Source organism: Oceanithermus profundus DSM 14977 (assembly GCF_000183745.1).
In the GTDB taxonomy this organism is placed as follows: Bacteria; Deinococcota; Deinococci; order Deinococcales; family Marinithermaceae; genus Oceanithermus; species Oceanithermus profundus.
Map to the genome: position 1 here is coordinate 1,036,627 of NC_014761.1, position 16,404 is coordinate 1,053,030.

At 69.3% G+C, this 16,404-nt stretch carries 14 protein-coding genes and 1 rRNA gene; 5 read left to right on the top strand and 10 right to left on the bottom strand.

The features are described from left to right. Positions 1 to 78 precede the first annotated feature (78 nt). Complete coding sequence (locus OCEPR_RS05085) at positions 79 to 1,152, bottom strand: lipid II:glycine glycyltransferase FemX (RefSeq protein ID WP_013457639.1); 1,074 nt, start codon at positions 1,150 to 1,152, stop codon at positions 79 to 81. A gap of 6 nt (positions 1,153 to 1,158) precedes the next feature. Beyond that, positions 1,159 to 1,746 carry a Holliday junction branch migration protein RuvA gene (gene ruvA / locus OCEPR_RS05090; RefSeq protein ID WP_013457640.1) on the bottom strand — a complete coding sequence of 196 codons (588 nt, stop codon included), beginning with the start codon at positions 1,744 to 1,746 and terminating at the stop codon, positions 1,159 to 1,161. A gap of 21 nt (positions 1,747 to 1,767) precedes the next feature. On the opposite strand from ruvA, the gene pheA reads away from it, so the two are divergent. Then, on the top strand, positions 1,768 to 2,598 hold the full coding sequence (gene pheA / locus OCEPR_RS05095; protein WP_013457641.1) for a prephenate dehydratase: 831 nt from the start codon (positions 1,768 to 1,770) through the stop codon (positions 2,596 to 2,598). Here pheA and thyX read toward each other — a convergent pair. Beyond that, positions 2,595 to 3,413: an FAD-dependent thymidylate synthase gene (gene thyX, locus OCEPR_RS05100; RefSeq protein WP_013457642.1), complete on the bottom strand. Its 819-nt coding sequence runs from the start codon at positions 3,411 to 3,413 to the stop codon at positions 2,595 to 2,597. The genes pheA and thyX overlap by 4 nt on opposite strands. Before the next feature lie 291 nt (positions 3,414 to 3,704). On the opposite strand from thyX, the gene OCEPR_RS05105 reads away from it, so the two are divergent. Then, positions 3,705 to 5,235: ribosomal RNA gene (locus OCEPR_RS05105) — 16S ribosomal RNA — on the top strand. 402 nt (positions 5,236 to 5,637) lie between these two features. On the opposite strand, the gene OCEPR_RS05110 is transcribed toward OCEPR_RS05105, so the two are convergent. The 5 genes from OCEPR_RS05110 to OCEPR_RS05130 form a co-directional block, all read right to left on the bottom strand. After that, positions 5,638 to 5,979, bottom strand: a complete 342-nt coding sequence (locus OCEPR_RS05110) for a DUF3234 domain-containing protein (RefSeq protein ID WP_013457643.1) — start codon at positions 5,977 to 5,979, stop codon at positions 5,638 to 5,640. A gap of 3 nt (positions 5,980 to 5,982) precedes the next feature. Then, a complete protein-coding gene (locus OCEPR_RS05115; protein ID WP_013457644.1) occupies positions 5,983 to 6,183 on the bottom strand; it encodes a dodecin in 201 nt (66 codons plus the stop codon). A 55-nt stretch (positions 6,184 to 6,238) separates the two neighbouring features. After that, positions 6,239 to 7,225 (bottom strand): aspartate-semialdehyde dehydrogenase, encoded by a 987-nt coding sequence (locus OCEPR_RS05120; RefSeq protein WP_013457645.1) that lies wholly within the window; start codon positions 7,223 to 7,225, stop codon positions 6,239 to 6,241. Positions 7,226 to 7,346: 121 nt separating this feature from the next. After that, positions 7,347 to 9,440: a glycine--tRNA ligase subunit beta gene (gene glyS / locus OCEPR_RS05125; protein WP_013457646.1), complete on the bottom strand. Its 2,094-nt coding sequence runs from the start codon at positions 9,438 to 9,440 to the stop codon at positions 7,347 to 7,349. Beyond that, on the bottom strand, positions 9,437 to 10,294 hold the full coding sequence (locus OCEPR_RS05130) for a glycine--tRNA ligase subunit alpha (RefSeq protein ID WP_013457647.1): 858 nt from the start codon (positions 10,292 to 10,294) through the stop codon (positions 9,437 to 9,439). The genes glyS and OCEPR_RS05130 overlap by 4 nt, the downstream gene beginning before the upstream one ends. A gap of 168 nt (positions 10,295 to 10,462) precedes the next feature. On the opposite strand from OCEPR_RS05130, the gene OCEPR_RS05135 reads away from it, so the two are divergent. The 3 genes from OCEPR_RS05135 (at position 10,463) to OCEPR_RS05145 (ending at position 15,058) form a co-directional block, all read left to right on the top strand. After that, positions 10,463 to 12,667 (top strand): ATP-dependent Clp protease ATP-binding subunit, encoded by a 2,205-nt coding sequence (locus tag OCEPR_RS05135; RefSeq protein ID WP_013457648.1) that lies wholly within the window; start codon positions 10,463 to 10,465, stop codon positions 12,665 to 12,667. A 61-nt stretch (positions 12,668 to 12,728) separates the two neighbouring features. Then, positions 12,729 to 14,015: a DNA repair protein RadA gene (gene radA, locus OCEPR_RS05140; RefSeq protein ID WP_013457649.1), complete on the top strand. Its 1,287-nt coding sequence runs from the start codon at positions 12,729 to 12,731 to the stop codon at positions 14,013 to 14,015. Continuing rightward, a complete protein-coding gene (locus OCEPR_RS05145; protein WP_013457650.1) occupies positions 14,012 to 15,058 on the top strand; it encodes a PIN/TRAM domain-containing protein in 1,047 nt (348 codons plus the stop codon). The genes radA and OCEPR_RS05145 overlap by 4 nt, the downstream gene beginning before the upstream one ends. Here the strand turns inward: OCEPR_RS05145 and OCEPR_RS12270 are convergent. After that, positions 15,040 to 15,924, bottom strand: a complete 885-nt coding sequence (locus OCEPR_RS12270) for a LiaI-LiaF-like domain-containing protein (protein WP_013457651.1) — start codon at positions 15,922 to 15,924, stop codon at positions 15,040 to 15,042. The two genes, OCEPR_RS05145 and OCEPR_RS12270, sit on opposite strands and share 19 nt — an antisense overlap. After that, positions 15,921 to 16,358: a PspC domain-containing protein gene (locus tag OCEPR_RS05155; protein WP_013457652.1), complete on the bottom strand. Its 438-nt coding sequence runs from the start codon at positions 16,356 to 16,358 to the stop codon at positions 15,921 to 15,923. The genes OCEPR_RS12270 and OCEPR_RS05155 overlap by 4 nt, the downstream gene beginning before the upstream one ends. Between the last annotated feature and the right edge of the window lie 46 nt (positions 16,359 to 16,404).

A 16,404-nucleotide genomic window follows, 5' to 3' on the forward strand; every position in this document is an offset into this window, starting at 1 on the left:
AAAAGTCTACCGTTCGGCTTGCATTTCGGCCTTCCGCCCGCGGTTGGGCCGCCGCGGCCCGGTCATGGGGCGGCCGGTTCAGAGCACGTCCCGCGTGGTCCCGCGGCTGCGCCAGTTGACCCAGTTCTTGCGCCAGCGCAGCGCCGTCTGCACCGGGCCGTAGAGGGGCGAGAGCGGCCGCACGTAGCCCGGAAAACGCACCCGCTTCCCGCCAAAGCCTTCCTTGAAGCGGTAGATGCCGTAAGCGTGCGACTCGGGGGTGAGCACCCGGGGCACGCCCCAGAGGTCGTAGACGCGGTAGCCGTGCTCCATGCCCCAGCGCATCGCCGCCCAGTGCATGGCGTAGGGGGCCATCACGTTCTTGTGCTCGCGGCTCGAGCCCCCGTAGAGGTAGTCCACCCGGCCGGCGAAGGCCACGAAGAGCCCGGCGGCGAGCGGCTTTCCCTGGTACTCGGCCAGGCTCACGAAGGCCGCGCCCCCCGGCTGCTCCATCTCCCGGAAGACCGTCTCGTAGTAGCTGCGCGCGTGCTGCAGAAGCTTCGCACGCCGGTTGGTCTCGGTGAACAGCGCCCAGAAGGCCTCGAAGGCCGCCGCGGCGCCCTCGTCGTGGGGGCGCACGATCCGCGCGGTCACCCCTTTGCGGGCCGCAAGGCGGATGTTGTAGCGCGTCTTCGACTTCATGCGCGCGAGCACGGTTTCCTCGCCGGGGCTGAGGTCCACCAGAATCGAGTACTCGGGCTGGATCGTGGCCGCGGGCGCGAGGCCAGCATAGGCCGGCGCCTCGTAGGGTTCTTCCAGGGCCAGGGGCGGCTCGAGCTGCAGGAAGAGCGCCCCGCGCGCCGCCCGCGCCAGCTGCGCGGCCACGCGCGGCAGCAGCCCCGCCTCGGCCAGCGCCGGGCCGCGGGGGGTGTAGGACATGCGCAGCGGGCCGGCCAGGCGGCGCTCCATCAGCTGCGCCGCGGCCACGGGCGCGCCGCCGTCGTAGAGGGCGAGGCGCATGGGCTTCCAGCCGCTCGTGCGCTTCACCTCGCCCCAGCCCCACGACTGCAGGGCGCTCGTGAGGGGCAGCCCGCTGACGATGCGGTTCCAGGCTTCGGGGTCGTTGATCTCGCGTCGTTCCATGGTGAGGGCGGCCAGGCCGCACCTAGCCATTATGCCCTACCGGAGTTCGCGCAGGGCCAGACGGATGAGCTCCTCGGCCCCGGCCTCGGGCTGCTTGGCGGCCAGCTTCTGCACCACCGCGTGCACCTGGGTCTCGCGGAAGCCCAGCGTGATCAGCGCCGCCGCGGCCTCGCCGGCGGCGGGGTTCTCGATGGGCGCGGCGCTGGGGGCGAGGCCGGCCAGGTGGTCGGGGAGCCTGGTCTTCAGCTCCAGCACGATGCGCTCGGCCAGCTTCTTGCCCACGCCGGGGGCGGCGGTGAGCAGCTTGGGGTCGTCACCGGTCACGGCCTGGCCCAGCAGGTCGGCGGGCAGGGCGCTGAGCAGACCCAGCGCCACGCGCGGGCCCACGCCCGAGACGCCCACGAGCAGGTCGAACCACTCGAGCAGCCTCGGGTCGTGGAAGCCGTAGAGGGTCAGGCTGTCCTCGCGCACCACCAGCCGGGTGTGCAGCCGCGCGGTCTCGCCCACGCGCAGCCGGCCCAGCGTGCCGGTGGGGCAGAAGACCTCGAAGCCCAGCCCGTGCAGGCTCACGATCGCGCGGTCCTCGGTCGCCTCCAGCACGACCCCTTCAAGAAAACGCACCATGCGACCAGTATACTGTTGGCTATGTCGAAGAAGGTCGCCTACCAGGGGACCGCCGGCGCCTTCAGCGAGGAGGCGGCGCTCACCGTTGCGGGCGGCGCCGAGCCGGTGGGCTACCCCACCTTCCACGAGGTCTTCGAGGCGGTCACCTCCGGCGCGGCCGCCTGCGGCGTGGTGCCGGTGGAGAACGCGGTGGCCGGGAGCATCAACCAGACCTACGACCTGTTGCTCGAGTCCGACCTGCACGTGGTGGGGGAGGTCTACCTGCGGGTGCGCCACAACCTGCTCGCCCCGCAGGGAACCCGGCTCGAGGACGTGCGCAAGGTGATCAGTCACCCCCAGGCGCTCTCCCAGTGCGACGGCTTCTTGGCCCGGCACAAGCTCGAGGCCGTGCCCGTCTACGACACCGCCGGGGCGGCCAAGCAGCTGGCCGAGCGCCCCGAGCCGGGGCTCGCGGCCATCGCCTCGAAGCGGGCGGCCGAGGTCTACGGGCTCGAGGTGCTGGCCGAGGGGATCGAAGACTTCGACTTCAACTACACCCGCTTCTTCGTGATCGCCCGCGAGGAGCGGCCGCGGACCGAGGGTCCCTACAAGACCAGCGTCGTCTTCGGGGTGCGCCACAAGCCCGGGGGGCTGCTCTCGGCGCTCGAGGCCTTCGCCCGTTCGCGCGTGAACCTCACCAAGCTCGAGTCGCGCCCGCGCCGAGACCGCGCCTGGAGCTACGTCTTCTACCTCGATTTCGAAGGCCACGTCGAAGATCCCGAGCCCGCCGAGGCCCTGGTGACCCTGCTGCGCCGCGCCGCCTTCGTAAAGGTGCTCGGTTCCTATCCGGCCGCGCCCATGAACGGCGGCTAGGCCTCGCCGAACAGCTTCTCCAGCGCTTCCCGCACCCGGCTCTTCGAAAGGCCGGCCTCCTTCAGGGCGGCCTCGTAGGCCTGGGGTTCGATCTGCTTGCGAAGCGCGGCGATCTCGCTCGCGCTCAGCGTACGCGCGTTCAGAACGTGCTCCTCGAACGAGCGCCACACCAGCGGCACCCGCGCCTTCACGAACTTGGCCACCGCGCGGGCGTAGGCGCGAATCTCGGCCTGGGCGTGGTGGTCGAGCCGCAGCCTGAGGAAGTGCAGCAGGTTGTGTAGGTCCTGCTTCCAGTAGAACTCGGTGTAGATGCCCACGGGCAGGACGCTGCGGGCCTGCTCGCGGGCCACCCCCAGCTCCAAGAGTTCCTGGTAGCGGGCGTAGACGTCGCGCTCGGCCGCGGCCAGCAGCGCGGCGGCCCGCTCGGCCTCCGCCTCGGGCAGCCGTCCCTCGCCTGCCTGCTTGTTGACCTCGCTCTGGGTGCGCAACTCTTCGGGCGTGGGTTCGTAGAACTCGTCTTTCAGCACCGAATAGCGCGCCGAGATCTCGTTTACGCTGGCGGTGCGGTGGCGAAACCACTGGCGCACCACGAAGATGGGCGCCTTGACGTGGAAGGTGAACTCCACCATCTCGAAGGGGCTGGTGTGCCGATGGCGCATCAGGTAGTCGATCAGGGCCGCGTCCTCGCGCACGGTCTTGGTGCCTTCGCCGTAGCTCACGCGCGCCGCCTGGACGATGCGTCGGTCGTCGCCCATCGCGTCCACCAGGCGCACGAACCCCTTGTCGAGCACGGGTATCGTCTGCGGTTCCGCCATGCCCCAATTCTAGCCCGAGGGCGCTTGACAACCCCCGGGGTCGCCTGTACCCTAGGTCTTGCGCCCAGCGGGTGCGGGGATCTTGAAAGCACGGATCAGGGAAGGCGAAGAACGCAGGCCAGACGAGGGTAAACCCCACAGCGGTCTGCGTAAATTCAGCCTGCAGCACACCTAAAAGCAAGCGCGCGGGCGCGGGGGTTCACCCCTTCGCAACGCCCGCGACGCCATGCGCAAACCCGCAGAGTTTCTGCGGATCTTCTCTTCGAGTGTTAGGCCTCAGGGCCTAGGACTGTGATGGAGAGTTTGATCCTGGCTCAGGGTGAACGCTGGCGGCGTGCCTAAGACATGCAAGTCGTGCGAAGCTTGCCCGGAGTCTTCGGACACTGGGTAAGCTTAGCGGCGGACGGGTGCGTAACACGTAGGTGACCTACCCGGAAGACGGGGACAACCCGGGGAAACCCGGGCTAATCCCCGATGTGGACCCGCCCCTTGGGGCGTGTCTAAAGGGCTTCGGCCGCTTCCGGATGGGCCTGCGGCCCATCAGCTTGTTGGTGAGGTAAAAGCTCACCAAGGCGACGACGGGTAGCCGGTCTGAGAGGATGGCCGGCCACAGGGGCACTGAGACACGGGCCCCACTCCTACGGGAGGCAGCAGTTAGGAATCTTCCGCAATGGACGCAAGTCTGACGGAGCGACGCCGCTTGCGGGATGAAGCCCTTCGGGGTGTAAACCGCTGAACAGGGGACGAAAACCCCGCAAGGGGAATGACGGTACCCTGCTAATAGCACCGGCCAACTCCGTGCCAGCAGCCGCGGTAACACGGAGGGTGCGAGCGTTACCCGGATTTACTGGGCGTAAAGGGCGTGTAGGCGGCCCGTTAAGTCCGGTGTCAAAGCCCACGGCTCAACCGTGGAAAGGCGCCGGATACTGGCGGGCTAGACGGACGGAGGGGGTAGCGGAATTCCCGGAGTAGCGGTGAAATGCGTAGATACCGGGAGGAACGCCGATAGCGAAGGCAGCTACCTGGACGTCCCGTGACGCTGAGGCGCGAAAGCGTGGGGAGCAAACCGGATTAGATACCCGGGTAGTCCACGCCCTAAACGATGAGTGCTGGGTGTCGGGCTTTGGCTCGGCGCCGTAGCTAACGCGTTAAGCACTCCGCCTGGGGAGTACGGCCGCAAGGCTGAAACTCAAAGGAATTGACGGGGGCCCGCACAAGCGGTGGAGCATGTGGTTTAATTCGAAGCAACGCGAAGAACCTTACCAGGCCTTGACATGCCGGGAACCCCCTGGAAACAGGGGGGTGCCCTTCGGGGAGCCCGGACACAGGTGCTGCATGGCCGTCGTCAGCTCGTGTCGTGAGATGTTGGGTTAAGTCCCGCAACGAGCGCAACCCCTGTCGCTAGTTGCCAGCGGTTCGGCCGGGCACTCTAGCGAGACTGCCCGGGAAACCGGGAGGAAGGCGGGGATGACGTCTGGTCAGCATGGCCCTTACGGCCTGGGCGACACACGTGCTACAATGGCCGGCCCAAAGCGCAGCGACCCGGCGACGGGAAGCGAATCGCAAAAAGCCGGTCTCAGTTCGGATTGCAGTCTGCAACTCGACTGCATGAAGGCGGAATCGCTAGTAATCGCGGATCAGCCATGCCGCGGTGAATACGTTCCCGGGCCTTGTACACACCGCCCGTCAAGCCATGGGAGTGGGTTCCACCTGAAGTCGCCGGGAGCCCGTCAGTGGGCAGGCGCCGAGGGTGGGGCTCATGACTGGGGCTAAGTCGTAACAAGGTAGCTGTACCGGAAGGTGCGGCTGGATCACCTCCTTTCTAAGGAGTTCTCGTTCCGCAAGGAACCACTTCTTACCAAGCTGCAAGCGAGCCTGCCCTGATCCGTGCTTTCACCCCCCGCGCCCTGGCGCACCTGCCCCCGGCTTCGGCCGGGGGTTTTTGTTTGGGAGGTAGGAGGTGGGGTGTGGGAGGTAGGTTTTGCTACAGGTGCCGGTGCGTAGTACCTGGTACTTGGTGCGTACTTTGTGGTGCGTAGTTCGTGGTGCGCAGTACGTAGTGCGTCGTAGGGGCGGACCCGCGGGTCCGCCCGTGATGTCAGGAGCATGGCCGACAACGGCCAAGTCCGACAACCCCACCCAAACGCTCATCAACGGTAGGGGAGGGTTTGAAACCCTCCCCTACCTTCCCGCGCCTCAAGTCGCTCCTATGGCGTCGGCGTTTTTACGCCCTGGGGTTTTGTGGCTTGTGTTGGATGCGTTCTCGGGCCAGGGTGATGGGAGCGGCGGCTGCCTGGAGCGAGCCGGGTCGGTAGTCGATGAGCAGGTGGGTGGCGCCCAGCTTCTCGCTGGCGGTGAGGAAAGCGTCCTTCAGGGTCCAGGAGTGCAGCGGCTCTACCTTCATGCCCCGCGCCGCGGAAACCTCGCGGCTAAAGTCAAGGGCGGCCTTCGAGCTCGTCCAGACGAGGGCGTACTTCACCTCGGCCGCGGTCAGGGTAAGGTGCTCACCGGCCCGCTCGGGGTCGGTGAGCACGTACCATACGGCTTCGAAAAAGTCGGTTGCCACGGCTCAGTCGAGCTTGAAGCCCACCTGGAGGACGACCTGGAAGCTCTGCACGTCGCCGTCGCCGATCTTGCCGCGAATCTCCTTGACCTCGAACCAGTCGAGGTGCCGCAGGGTTTCCGAGGCCTTCTTGATGGCCGTGCGGATCGCGGCTTCGAGGCTTTCGTCGCTGGTGCCTACGAGCTCGATCTTCTTATAGACCGCCATAACGCCCCTCCTTTCGGTTACCATTCTAGCGCCGCGGGCGAGGGACAAACCTTGGTCACAGCAGGAGCTCGGCGATCTGTACGGCGTTGAGCGCGGCGCCCTTGAGCAGCTGGTCGCCTGAGACGAAGAAGTCGAGGGCGTTGCCGAAGGCCAGATTCTTGCGGATGCGCCCCACCTCCACGTCCCACTTTCCTGTGGCCGAAAGCGGCATGGGGTAACGGTTCCGCTCGGGTTCGTCCACGACCTCCACGCCCGGCGCCTCCTCCAGCACCGCGCGCGCCGCCTCGGGGGTGACGGGACGTTCGAAGAGGACGGTGGCCGCCTCGGAGTGGGCGCGCAGGGTAGGGATGCGCACCGCGGTGCAGCTGATCTTCATCTCCGGCTCGCCGAAGATCTTGCGGGTTTCCCAGACCACCTTCATCTCCTCGCGGGTGTAGCCGTTTTCCTGGAAAGCGTCGATGTGGGGGATGACGTTGAAAGGGATGGGGTGTTGGAAGACCTTGTGGCCCACGGGGCGGCCTTCGAGGTGGTTGCGGGTTTCGTCCAGCAGTTCTTGCATACCCTCGGCGCCGGCGCCGCTGGTGGCCTGGTAGGTGCTGACCACCACGTGGGTGGCGCCGAAAGCCTTGTGGAGCGGCCAGAGGGCGACGGCCAGGATGGCGGTGGTGCAGTTGGGGTTGGCGATGATGCCCTGGTGGGCTCGGGCGGATTCGGGGTTGATCTCGGGGATGACGAGCGGCACCTCGGGGTCGTAGCGCCAGGCCGAGGAGTTGTCGACGACGACGGCCCCCGCGCTCGACCACAGCGGGGCCAGCTTCTTGGAAACCCCGCCGCCGGCGCTGGCAAGGACCACGTCGGCGGGGATGGGGCCTTCGGGGGTGACCTCGACGGTGAGGGGTTCGCCGCGAAAGGTGACGGTCTTTCCGGCGGAGCGCGGGCTGGCGAAGAGGCGCAGCTCGCTCACCGGGAAGTCGCGCTCTTCAAGGACCTTGATCAGCTCTTTGCCTACGGCTCCCGTGGCTCCAACAATGGCGACGCGCATAACTCCTCCAGGGCGCACCCGAGGTGCGCGAAAAGATTCACTAAAACTAGCACAGCCCGGCGCGGCGCGCAAGGAAAAAGGCCGCGGATGCGGCCTTCGTTTGGGAGTTGTGCACGAATGTTTATGCGCCGAGGAGTTCGAGCGCCCCCAGCTCGCCCAGCGCGTCGCGAACGCCGCGCAGAAGCGCCAGCCGGTTCTCGCGCACCGCCGCGTCGTCCACCATCACCAGCACGTGGTCCATGAAGGGGTCGAGGGCGCCGGCGAGGGCCAGGATCTGGGCCAGGGGCTCCGTGAGCGGGGCGAGGTCGACGTTGGGGAGCGGTGCGGCCGGGTCCCAGGGCGGGAGCAGCTCGGCCCCCCGCTCGAGCAGCTCGCCGACGGCCCGGCGGGTGGGCGCGAGCGACTCGAGCAGGCGGGCCTCCTCTTCGGTTTCGAAGAGCTCCGGGTCGGGTTCGCGCGTGCTTTCGCTTTGCGAGGCCAGGTTGGCCGCGCGCTTGTAGAGCCGGGTCAACTCGGCGAACTCGGGCCGCTGCATCAGCTCGTAGACGAGCCGCGCCCGCAGCATCTTGCCGTAGACCGAGGGGGCCTTCTGGGCGGCGCGCACCGCCAGCGTGGGCAGGCCGGCCTCGGTGAGGAGCGACTCGAGCCGCTCCTCGGCGAAGGCGCGCGCGGCCTGCACCGCTTCGGGGCTTACCTCGAGCCCACGGGCGCGGTAGGCTTCGGCCGCGGCCTCCAGCACGTCTTCGAGCGGCAGCGCCCAGCCCGTGCGGCCGAGGATGCGCACCAACCCCGCCGCGGCGCGGCGCAGGCCGTAGGGGTCGGCGGAGCCGCTGGGCTTCTTGCCCAGGTGGAAGAAGCCCACCAGCGTATCGGCGCGGTCGAGGGCGGCGAGCAATGCGCCCTCGGGCGTCTCGGGCAGGGAGGCTTCGGGTCCGGTGGGGCGCACCGCGTCCTCGAGCGCCCGGGCGACCCGGGGGTCGAGCCCCTGCTTCTCGCCGTAGGCGCGGGCCATCACGCCTTCGAGCTCGGGGAACTCGTAGACCATCTGGGTGGGCAGGTCGGCCTTGTAGAGCGCGGCGGCCTCGCGCAGTACCTCCTCGTCGAGCCCGAGCCGGCCGCCCAGCTTCTCTGCCGCCTGGCGCACGCGCTCCGCCTTGTCGGCCATCGTGCCCAGGCCGCGCTGGAAGTTGATCCCCGCGAGCTTCTTGTGGTGTTCGGTCAGCGGGGTCTTCAGGTCTTCGGTCCAGAAGAAGTAGGCGTCGTAGATGCGGCCTTCGAGCACCTGTTCGTACCCCGCGCGCACCACGCTCAGGTCGGGCGGTTGGTGTCCGGAGACGCCAATGAAGCGGTTGGTGAGGCGTTCGCCGGGGACGCGCACCGGGAAGAACCGCTGGTGCTGGATCATCACCGTCGCCAGCACCTCGTCGGGGAGCTCGAGGTAGCGCTGGGAAAAACTTCCCATGACGGCCACCGGCCACTCGACCAGGTGGGTGACCTCCTCCACCAGGTCCTCGGGCAGAACGGCCTCGTAACCTTCGCTCAGGGCCAGGGTGGCGGTCTCGAGCACCACCCGCTCGCGCCGCTGCGCGACGTCGGCGACCACGTGGGCGTCGTAGAGGGCGTCGCGGTAGGTTTCGGCGTCCACCTCGACCACGTCCGGCCCCAGGAAGCGGTGGCCGCGGCTCGTCCGGCCCGCCGAGACGTTGAAGACCTCGACCGGCAGCACCTCGCCGTCCAGGCGGGCCACCAGCCAGCGCACCGGACGCACGAAGGGACCGTCGCCCGCGCCCCAGATCATCTTCTTGGGTGCGGGTAGGTCGCGCACCAGCCCCGCGAGCAGCTCGGGGAGGATGCGGGCGGTGGGCTCGCCCTCGTGCACCACCCGGGCCCAGACGTAGCCGTCCTTCACGGTCAGGTCGGCCACCTCCACGCCGGCCTTGCGGGCGAAGCCCGCGGCCGCGGGGGTGGGCTTCCCGTCTTTGAAGGCGGCCTTCTCGGGCGGGCCGCGGCGCGCTTCTTCCACGCGCGCGCTCGCCTCGGGCAGGCCGCGCACCACCAGCGCCAGTCGGCGGGGGGTGGCGTAGGTCTCGATGGCCTCGAAGTCGAGCCGCGCCGCGGAGAGGCGCTCGGCGGCGAGGCGCTCGAGGTCGGCCAGCGCCCGGGGCACGTAGGCGGCGGGCAGCTCCTCGGTTCCGATCTCGAAGAGGAGGTTCATTTGGCCACCTCCGGGTGGTGCTTCTTCAGGTAGGCCCGGGCCGTGGCCTCGGCCAGGCGGCGGACCCGCTGCACGTAGGCCTGGCGTTCCGCGTGGCCGAGCACCCCGCGGGCGTCGAGGAGGTTGAAGGCGTGGGAGGCCTTGAGCACGAACTCGTAGGCGGGGTGGATGAGCTCGAGCTCCAGCAATCGGCGCGCCTCCTCCTCGTAGTCGTCGAACCAGCGCCGCACCTTCTCGGCGTTGACGTGCTTGAAGTTGTACGCGCAGTGCTCCAGTTCGAAGTCGCGGCGGATGTCGCCGATGGTCACGCCGGGGGCGTACTCCACGTCGTAGGTGTGCTTCTTGTTCTGCAGGTAGAGGGCGATGCGCTCGAGCCCGTAGGTGATCTCCACGCTGACCGGGTTGACGTCGACGCCGCCCACCTGCTGGAAGTAGGTGAACTGGGTGATCTCCATCCCGTCGAGCCAGACCTCCCAGCCCAGCCCCCAGGCGCCCAGGGTGGGGCTTTCCCAGTTGTCCTCGACGAAGCGCACGTCGTGGTCCTCCACCCGGATGCCGATGGCGCGCAGCGAGTCGAGGTAGAGGTCCTGCACGTCGGCCGGCGAGGGTTTGAGGATGACCTGGTACTGGAAGTAGTACTGGAAGCGGTAGGGGTTCTCCCCGTAACGGCCGTCCTGCGGCCGTCGGCTCGGGGCCACGTAGGCCGTCTTCCAGGGCTCGGGCCCGAGCGCCTTGAGGAAGGTGGTGGGGTAGAAGGTGCCCGCGCCCACCTCGGTGTCGTAGGGTTCCGTGATCACGCAGCCGTAGCCGCCCCAGTAGTCGTGGAGTTTTAGGATCAGGTCTTGAAAGAGCATCGCCGGCTCCTGTTCATGAGAGGTTGTCACGGGCGGTTCACCCGCGCGGAACGCGCGCGGATAATATATCATATAGACAGGCTTCATCTTCGCCTTCGTTGCGTACGAAACGCGGGAAGCCTGTAGGCAAGAAGTCTTCAAGGCATGGAGTAGAAAGGAGTTTTCGCCTTGAACCGATACGACGACCGTGCACGCCTGGTGTTCCACTACGCCCGCGAAGAGGGGAGCCGCCTGGGCCACTCGATGATCGGGCCGGAACACCTATTGCTCGGCCTCATGCGTGAGGGCGGCACCGCGGCCCGCATCCTGGCCGAATACGGGGCCAACCTGGAGGCCATGCGTCGCATGGTGGAAGAGCTGGTGGGCCGCGGCGAGGGGAGCCGCTCCGGCGAGCCCCCGGCCATCACCCCGCGCGCGCGTCGGGTGATGGAGCTGGCCGGCGCCGAGGCCCGCAACATGAGTTCCCCGGCCATCGGGACCGAACACATCCTCCTCGGCATCATCCGCGAGGGCGACGGCGTCGCTTACCGCATCCTCAGCCACTTCGCCAAGGACGTGGACACGATCCGCTGGCGCATCATGGCCGGCGGCGAAGAAGCCACCCAGGAGAAGGCCGCGCAGACGCCCTTCCTCGACGAGTACGCGCGCGACCTCACCAAGGACGCCCGCGAGGGCAAGCTCGACCCGGTCATCGGCCGGGTGGACGAGATCAACCGCGTCATCCAGATCCTGGCGCGGCGCACCAAGAACAACCCCGTGCTGGTGGGCGATCCCGGCGTGGGCAAGACGGCGATCGTCGAGGGGCTGGCCCAGGCGATCGTCGAGGGCCGGGTGCCCCCGGTGCTGCAGGGGGCCCGCGTGGTCAGCCTCGACCTGGCCGGGGTGGTCGCGGGCACCAAGTACCGCGGCGAGTTCGAAGAGCGCCTGCGCCAGATCATCGAAGAGCTCAAGAACGGCAAGATCATCGCCTTCATGGACGAGCTGCACACCCTCATCGGCGCCGGCGGCGCCGAGGGCACGCTGGACGCGGCCAACATCATGAAGCCGCCGCTCTCGCGCGGCGAGATCCAGCTCATCGGCGCGACCACGACCGGCGAGTACCACCGTTACGTCGAGAAGGACGCGGCCCTCGAACGCCGCTTCCAGCCGGTGATCGTGCTCGAGCCCAACCCCGAGGAGACGCTCGAGATCCTCAAGGGCCTGCGTCCGCGCTACGAAGCGCACCACGGCGTCATCATCCCCGACGAGATCCTCAAGGCCTCGGTGCGCATCGGTGTGCGCGGCCTTCCGGGGCGCAACTTCCCCGACAAGGCCATCGACCTGATCGACGAGGCGGCGAGCCGCGTGCGCCTGAACGCCTCGCTCGGCCTGCCGGTGGCCACCGACGAGGACGACACCCCGGTCGTCACCCGCGAGGACCTGGAGACGGTGGTGGACTCCTGGGGCGGCGTCTACGTGGACGAGTCCGAAGAGGAGAACCTGCTCGAGCTCGAAGCGCGCCTGCGCGAGAAGGTCGTCGGCCAGGACCAGGCGGTGCGCGCCCTGGCCTCGGCGCTGCGGCGCGCCCGGGTGGGGCTGGGCGGCCGCGCCCGGGTGACCGCGAGCTTCCTCTTCGTCGGGCCCAGCGGCGTCGGCAAGACCCAGCTGGCCAAGGCGCTGGCCGAGACGCTGTTCGGCAGCGAGCGCGCGCTCATCCGCTTCGACATGTCCGAGTTCCAGGAGCCGCACTCGATCTCCAAGCTGATCGGCGCGCCTCCGGGCTACGTCGGCTACGAGCAGGGCGGCCGCCTCACCGAAGCGGTGCGGCGCCAGCCCTTCAGCGTCGTCCTCCTCGACGAGATCGAGAAGGCCCACCCCGACGTCTACGGCGCCTTCCTGCAGGTGCTCGACGACGGCCGCCTCACCGACGGCCTCGGCCGCACCGTCGACTTCCGCCGCGTCATCCTGATCATGACCTCGAACACCGGCTTCAACGTCGGTCCGGCCATCGGCTTCACCGAAACCGAGGTCGACAGCGAGTCGCCGCTCAAGGCGCTCTTCACCCCCGAGTTCCTCGACCGACTGGACGAGGTCATCCGCTTCGGCCCGCTCGCGCGCGAGGACCTGGTCAAGGTGGCGGGCTTCATGCTCGACGAGATCGCCGAGGAACTCGCGAGCCGCGAGGTCGAGGTGCGCTTCGACGAAAGCGTCGCCGAATGGGTGGTGCAGCAGGCCTCCCAGCTGGGTTCGGCCCGGATCCTCCGCGGCATCATCCGCGACAAGGTCGAAGACCCGCTTTCCATCGCGCTGCTCGAACACCCCGGCCAGCGGCTGCGGGTCCTCCTGCGCGAGGGCGAGCTCTTCTTCGAAGCCGGCGAAGTCAGCCTCGTCTAACCGATGAAGCCGCAAGCGATCGAGACCGCCGCACGGTGCGGCGGTCTGCTTTGAGGTGGGCATGGCCAAGCCGAAGAGCCAGTACCGCTGCGTCGAGTGCGGCTACCGCGCCCCCAAGTCGCTGGGGCGCTGCCCCGGCTGCGGCGCCTGGGGCAGCTTCCTCGAGGAGCGGTCGGATGGGGGCGGGTCCGAGGCCGCGCCGCCCGCAGGGGTCCTGCCGCTCGCCGAGGTCGACGCGGAGGCGCTGCCGCGGTATTCGAGCGGGAGCGAAGAGGTGGACCGCGTCCTCGGCGGCGGGTTCGTCCCCGGCGCGGCGCTGCTGATCGGCGGCGAGCCCGGGGTGGGGAAGAGCACCCTGCTGCTGCAGGTCGCCGACCGGGTGCTGAAGAGCGGCAAGCGCGTCGTCTACGTGGCCGGTGAAGAGTCGCCGCAGCAGGTCAAGCTGCGCGCCGAGCGCCTGGGGGTGAGCCCCCGCCTCGAGCTGATGCGCGACACCCGGCTGGACGCGGTGCTGGCGGGGCTGGACGCTCACGCTCCCGACCTGGTCGTCGTCGACTCGATCCAGACCCTCGAGTCCGAGGGCGTGCCCGGCTCCCTGGTCGCGGTGCGCAACGCCACCCAGGCCCTGGTTCGCTGGGCCAAGGCCTCCGGCGGCACGCTGGTGCTCGTCGGTCACGTTACCAAGGAGGGGACCGTCGCCGGTCCCAAGGTCATCGAACACGTGGTGGACGCGACGCTCTACCTGGAGACGGCCGGGGTCTTTCGGGTGCTGCGCTCGGCGAAGAACCGCTTCGGGCCGGTGGGCGAGGTGGGCGTCTTCCGGATGGAGCACGCCGGCCTGGTGGAGGTGGCCAACCCTTCCGAGGCCTTCCTGGCCGAGCGGCCGCTCGGGGTGCCGGGCTCCACCGTGGGCCTCGCCCTCTACGGCGAGCGGGTGATCGCGCTCGAGGTCCAGGCGCTCGCCGCCAAGAGCCCCTACGCCGCGCCCAAGCGCGTGGCCCAGGGGCTCGACCCGCGGCGCGTGGACGTGGTGCTGGCGGTGCTGGAACGGCGGCTCGGCCTCAAGCTGGGCCACCTCGACGTCTACGTCAACCTGGCCGGCGGCCTGCGCGTGAGCGACCCGGGCCTCGACCTGGCCGTGGCCCTCGCCGTGTATTCTGCGGTCATGGGCCGCCCGGTGCACCCCCAGACCGCCGCCGTGGGCGAGGTGGGCCTGGCCGGCGAGGTCCGCTCCGTCACGCTCCTGGAGGCGCGGCTGCGTGAAGGGCGGCGCGCCGGCTTCGAACGCGTACTGGGTCCGGGGGCGCTCCCGACCGTCGAGCAGGCCGTGCGGGAGGCCCTGGCATGAAGCCCCTGCGCGTCGCCCTGCTCGCGATCTTCACCTACCTGGGGTTCGAGTTCGGGGTCTGGCTCGACGAGCGCGGCCTCCTCTCCAGCCCCATCAACCTGATCTACCTCACCGTCGTCGGGGCGCTGCTCGGACTGCTGCTGGCGCCGCGGCTCGAGCACGGGATCCTGCGCGGCCTCGCCCGGCTGGAAGAGGGCTGGCGCCGCCTGCCGCCGGAGCTGCCGCTGGCGGTGACCGCGGCGAGCGTCCTCGCGTTGCTGGCGGCCGTCCTCCTGACCACGCTGCTCTCGAGCGTTCCCGGCTTCGCCTGGTACCACTCCCTGGGCATCGCCCTGGTCCTCGTCCTGGTGTTCAGCTTCGTGGCCGTGCGCAACATGCACTTCTTCCGTCCCCGCGGCGGCGCCTCCGCCCCGCTCGACCTGGGCGGCAAGGCGCTCGACTCCTCGGTCCTGATCGACGGCCGCATCGCCGAGATGGCCGAGCTGGGCTGGCTCGAAGGCCCTTTGTGGGTGCCGCGCTTCATTCTGCGCGAGCTGCAGCTGCTCGCAGACCAGGAAGACCCCGTACGCCGCGGCAAGGGGCGGCGGGGGCTGGAAACCCTGGAGCGCCTCCGCGGCACCGTGCCGCTGGAGGTCATCGACGACGAGGTGGGCCGGCAGGAGCTGACCGACGACAAGCTGCTCGACCTCTGCCGCGCCCGCGGCATGGCCCTGGTGACCAACGACGCCGCCATGGTTCAGCTGGCGCGCATCTACGACGTCAAGGTGCTCAGCGTGCAGGCGCTTTCGATCGCGCTGCGCACCCAGTACCGCCCCGGCGACCGCGTCGAGCTCGAGATCATCAAACCCGGGCGCGAACCGGGGCAGGGGGTGGGCTACCTGGAGGACGGCACCATGGTCGTCGTCGACCACGCCGCCCAGCACCGCGGCCGCAAGGTCAAGGTCGTCATCACCCAGACGATCCAGACCCAGGTCGGCCGCCTCGTCTTCGCCCGTTTGCAGACCGAGGCGGAGTCCGGCGAAGGTCAGTCGCCCTCGGGGTAAGGCGCGGCCTCCAGCACCCGGACCTCCACCTGCCCCACGCCGGCTTCGACCGCGAGCCGCAGCGGCGGCCCGGAGCCGCCGGAGGACCAGCGGCGCCCGCCGCCCCCCAGCCCGCTGACCGCGACCCCGCCGATGCCCTTTTCGACTTCGAGTTCCACCGGGAGTCCGGGGGGCAGGAGCAGGGTCAACCGCCCCACGCCCCCTTCCACGCGGGCCTCGTAGCCCCCCTTCGCGGGGAAGAAGACCGTCAGGTCGCCCACGCCCGCGCGGATCGCCAGCCCCTCGAGCTCCAACCCCCGCAGATCGAGCCTGCCCTGGCCCACCCCCAGCCGCAGGTCCAGGTCGTAGCGCACGGCCGGATGCAGCCCCAGCTTCCACAGCGGCGCCCGCCCCTGCAGCCGCAGGTTGCGGCCTTCGCTGCGAAGGCGCAGCTCCATCCGTTCGCGCCGGCGCTTCCTTTCGAGGAGGATTCGTTGCCGGGGGAGGCGTTCCAGTTCGGCATCGAGCAGGGTTTCGGCGTCCGCGGGGAGGGCGGAGAGCTCGAGCCGCGCCACGGGGGTGTCGAGGCGCAGGCTGGCGGTCTGCAGCCCCGCAGCGAGCGGCACCCGCAGGGACTCGCGAACGAACGGGCCGGAAGGCGGCGGGCCGAAGGCGAGCCAGAACCCCGCGGCGAGCAGCAGACCGAAGAGCACGAGGGCCGACAGCCGCCGCCCCTTGGGGTCGCGTCCGAAGAGCAGCTCCAGGCCCAGGGCGACGAGCAGCAGGGGCCAGAGGCGCCAGAGCTCCAGAGCGGCGCCCGGCAGGTAGCCGAGATCGGCCAGCAGCCAGGCCAACCCGACCGCGATCAGGATCCAACCCAGCGTCAACCCCGGCCTCCCTTGGGGAGCAGGAAGTAGACCCCGAGGGCGATCAGGAGCAACGCCCCCAGCAGCGACCCGTCGATCCACCAAAGCCCCAGGTTTTCCAGCAGCAGCCAAAGGCCCAGGACGACGAGGGCCAGCCCCCCGTAGAACCGCAGTTTGGACGGCTCGTTCTCCCCGGTGATGCGGCGCACGCCTTCCTCGATCTCGCGCACGCCTTCGCTCACGCGCGCTTCCAGGGGCCGTTCCTCCTCGCCTTCCCGCGGCAGCACGAAGACGAGGAGCAGGTAGACCAAGGCGAAGACGGGCTGCACCACGACGAGTACGAGCGCGATGAGCCGGACGAGGTTGACGTCGAGGCCGAAGTACTCCGCCAGGCCGCCGCAGACGCCCGCCAGCAGGCGATGGCGCTCGCTGCGCACCAGCCGTTTCCGCTCCATGTGGGACCTCCACGAACAGTCTACCGTATGACGTTTAACCCGGACC

Excerpts from the sequence above, each read along its gene's own strand:
- OCEPR_RS05115 (WP_013457644.1), bottom strand. The coding sequence starts at position 6,183 with ATGGCGGTCTATAAGAAGATCGAGCTCGTAGGCACCAGCGACGAAAGC.
- OCEPR_RS05155 (WP_013457652.1), bottom strand. The coding sequence starts at position 16,358 with ATGGAGCGGAAACGGCTGGTGCGCAGCGAGCGCCATCGCCTGCTGGCG.
- OCEPR_RS05130 (WP_013457647.1), bottom strand. The coding sequence starts at position 10,294 with ATGCTCTTTCAAGACCTGATCCTAAAACTCCACGACTACTGGGGCGGC.
- pheA (WP_013457641.1), top strand. The coding sequence starts at position 1,768 with ATGTCGAAGAAGGTCGCCTACCAGGGGACCGCCGGCGCCTTCAGCGAG.
- thyX (WP_013457642.1), bottom strand. The coding sequence starts at position 3,413 with ATGGCGGAACCGCAGACGATACCCGTGCTCGACAAGGGGTTCGTGCGC.
- OCEPR_RS05120 (WP_013457645.1), bottom strand. The coding sequence starts at position 7,225 with ATGCGCGTCGCCATTGTTGGAGCCACGGGAGCCGTAGGCAAAGAGCTG.
- OCEPR_RS05145 (WP_013457650.1), top strand. The coding sequence starts at position 14,012 with ATGAAGCCCCTGCGCGTCGCCCTGCTCGCGATCTTCACCTACCTGGGG.
- ruvA (WP_013457640.1), bottom strand. The coding sequence starts at position 1,746 with ATGGTGCGTTTTCTTGAAGGGGTCGTGCTGGAGGCGACCGAGGACCGC.
- radA (WP_013457649.1), top strand. The coding sequence starts at position 12,729 with ATGGCCAAGCCGAAGAGCCAGTACCGCTGCGTCGAGTGCGGCTACCGC.
- OCEPR_RS05085 (WP_013457639.1), bottom strand. The coding sequence starts at position 1,152 with ATGGCTAGGTGCGGCCTGGCCGCCCTCACCATGGAACGACGCGAGATC.
- glyS (WP_013457646.1), bottom strand. The coding sequence starts at position 9,440 with ATGAACCTCCTCTTCGAGATCGGAACCGAGGAGCTGCCCGCCGCCTAC.